Source organism: Streptomyces europaeiscabiei (assembly GCF_001550375.1).
Lineage (GTDB): Bacteria > Actinomycetota > Actinomycetes > Streptomycetales > Streptomycetaceae > Streptomyces > Streptomyces europaeiscabiei.
In genome coordinates this window covers 1-2,159 of the sequence record NZ_LRTR01000497.1, presented here as the reverse complement: position 1 = coordinate 2,159, position 2,159 = coordinate 1, and the positions used below count along the sequence as shown (strand labels likewise).

Genomic DNA, 2,159 nt, shown 5'->3' with positions numbered 1-2,159 from the left:
CACGAGGCGCCGCCGCGCCCACCCGTGCCGCCCCAGCGGCGCGGGTGCCCGAAGGGGGACAGCCGGGAGCACGGCGAAGGGCTGCCCGTGGCCGGGTGGGCCCGGAAAAAAAGACAACGCCCGCGCAGCTCCCCAGCTGCGCGGGCGTCTGTTGCCGTCCGCCGCACCCCCGTCCCCACGGGGTTTCATGGATGGATGTCCCCGCCCGGACCGCTCTTCCGGGCCTGGGGTCGCCGCTCAGCGCCCCAGCATCACACCCACGGACGACGCTTGTGTGACCACTGCTTCCCAGCCGCCGAAGGCGTACACGAGCAGGGCCGCCAGAGGGAGGACCATCGCGGTCGCCACCAAGGGGTGGCGACGACCCGGACGGCGGTCGGCGGTGAACGTCCTGCGCTCCCGTGTGCGGATCGCGGTCCGCGGTGCCGTGTGGGCCATGGTCCCTCCTCTGACCTTCTCGTCGGTATTGCTTGTCCTTGGCAGCGGCGGGTGTCTGACCTCGGGGGACGAGTGCTGCACCCGCCGCTTGACCTCAAATCTAGGCGTGCGGCGGGCCCGGGTCGTCATGCCCTCGTACCGATTGCCGGGCCTCCCGGAGGATGAGCGATGACCTGCGACGTACTCCCCAGGGTGGAGACGAGGTCCTGGGTCTAGGGGTCTTCCCGGAAGGGACGCCCGGTCTGCCCCATCTGCTACCCGTTCCGCTCCGAGCCGTCCTCGCGGGGCACCGGCTGCTCGACCAGCGCGAGGACCCGGTTCGCCATGAACCTGGCCGTACGCACCACGGAGCCGTTTCGGGTGACTTCGCTCACTTCCACGACACCTCGCCGTACCGCCGTCTCCACCCGGCGGCCCGCCCTGCTCGCGATCACCTCGTAGGTGCGCGTCGTGTCCCCGGCGTCCACCACTATCTCCACTCGGTCACCCTTCACGGGTTCAATCCCCCTTCTCTGGTGGCTGGTTGGGATCAACGACAGCCCAACACCGCCCCGAACTGCTGTTCCCTGACCACTCTTCAAGTTTCCCACCCGGCACTGACAATCCATCGGGCCGTGAGGGCGCGGCCTCTGCGCACGCCCGGCCGTGGAAACGTAAGCTGTGGCTCGTCAGACGGAACGGGCAGCGGGGATGAACATGGCGATGATGCGCCTGAGGCGCGAGGACCCGCGCGTCGTCGGCTCGTTCAGGATCCACAGACGGCTCGGCGCGGGTGGGATGGGCGTCGTCTACCTGGGCTCCGACCGGCGTGGACAGCGCGTCGCGCTCAAGGTCATCCGACCGGATCTGGCAGAGGATCAGGAGTTCCGGTCGCGGTTCGCGCGCGAGGTCTCCGCGGCGCGGCGGATCAGGGGTGGGTGCACCGCCCGGCTGGTCGCCGCCGATCTGGACGCCGACCGCCCGTGGTTCGCCACGCAGTACGTGCCGGGGCCCTCGCTGCACGACAAGGTCGCCGAGGAGGGCCCCATGTCGGCCGCCGATGTGGCCGCCGTCGGTGCCGCCCTCTCCGAGGGGCTCGTGGCCGTGCACGAGGCCGGTGTCGTACACCGGGACCTGAAGCCGTCCAACATCCTGCTGTCCCCGAAGGGGCCGCGGATCATCGACTTCGGTATCGCCCGGGCGACCGGGGCCTCGACCCTGACGCATGTCGGTACCGCCGTGGGATCGCCCGGCTTCCTGGCGCCCGAACAGGTGCGCGGGGCCGCCGTCACCCCGGCCACGGACGTCTTCTCCCTCGGCGCCACGCTCGCCTACGCGGCGACCGCCGACTCACCCTTCGGACACGGCAGTTCGGAGGTCATGCTCTACCGGGTGGTGCACGAGGAGGCGCAGCTGCGCGGGGTGCCCGACGCGCTCGCCCCCCTCGTCCGCGCCTGTCTGGCGAAGGACCCCCAGGAGCGGCCCAGCACGCTGCAACTGTCGCTGCGGCTCAAGGAGATCGCCGCCCGTGAGGCACAGGGGCTGTCCGACGTCCGGCCGCCCGCGCCGCGTACGGATCCAGACCGGCCCTCGGGGCGGCTCGCGGAGCAGTACGTCGAGCAGCGCACGTTGCGGCAGCCGCCGGACACGCGCCGGTCGCAGCCAGGGGTGCCGGGTACACCACCGCCGCGGAGCGGGGCTGGGTCCCGGACGGGCGGGGGCGGCTCGCGGACCGGCGGTGG

The 2,159-nt window shown here is 71.9% G+C and carries 3 protein-coding genes; 1 reads left to right on the top strand and 2 read right to left on the bottom strand.

Going from position 1 to position 2,159, the window contains the following annotated elements; all coding sequences use genetic code 11:
- Window positions 1-237: 237 nt before the first annotated feature.
- Together AWZ10_RS23870 and AWZ10_RS23865 are read right to left on the bottom strand one after the other, a co-directional pair.
- The gene (locus tag AWZ10_RS23870; RefSeq protein WP_020114444.1) at window positions 238-438 is read right to left on the bottom strand and encodes a hypothetical protein; all 201 of its coding nucleotides are present in this window, start codon (window positions 436-438) and stop codon (window positions 238-240) included.
- Window positions 439-692: 254 nt separating this feature from the next.
- On the bottom strand, window positions 693-932 hold the full coding sequence (locus tag AWZ10_RS23865) for a hypothetical protein (RefSeq protein WP_028796681.1): 240 nt from the start codon (window positions 930-932) through the stop codon (window positions 693-695).
- Between the two features lie 196 nt (window positions 933-1,128).
- Between AWZ10_RS23865 and AWZ10_RS23860 the strand changes: the two genes are divergently transcribed.
- Window positions 1,129-2,159, top strand: a 1,031-nt coding sequence (locus tag AWZ10_RS23860) for a serine/threonine-protein kinase (RefSeq protein WP_060892009.1), incomplete at its 3' end; no start/stop codon positions are given.

Bases quoted from the DNA above. Each gene is read 5' to 3' on its own strand.
- AWZ10_RS23870 (WP_020114444.1), bottom strand. From the start codon at position 438: ATGGCCCACACGGCACCGCGGACCGCGATCCGCACACGGGAGCGCAGG.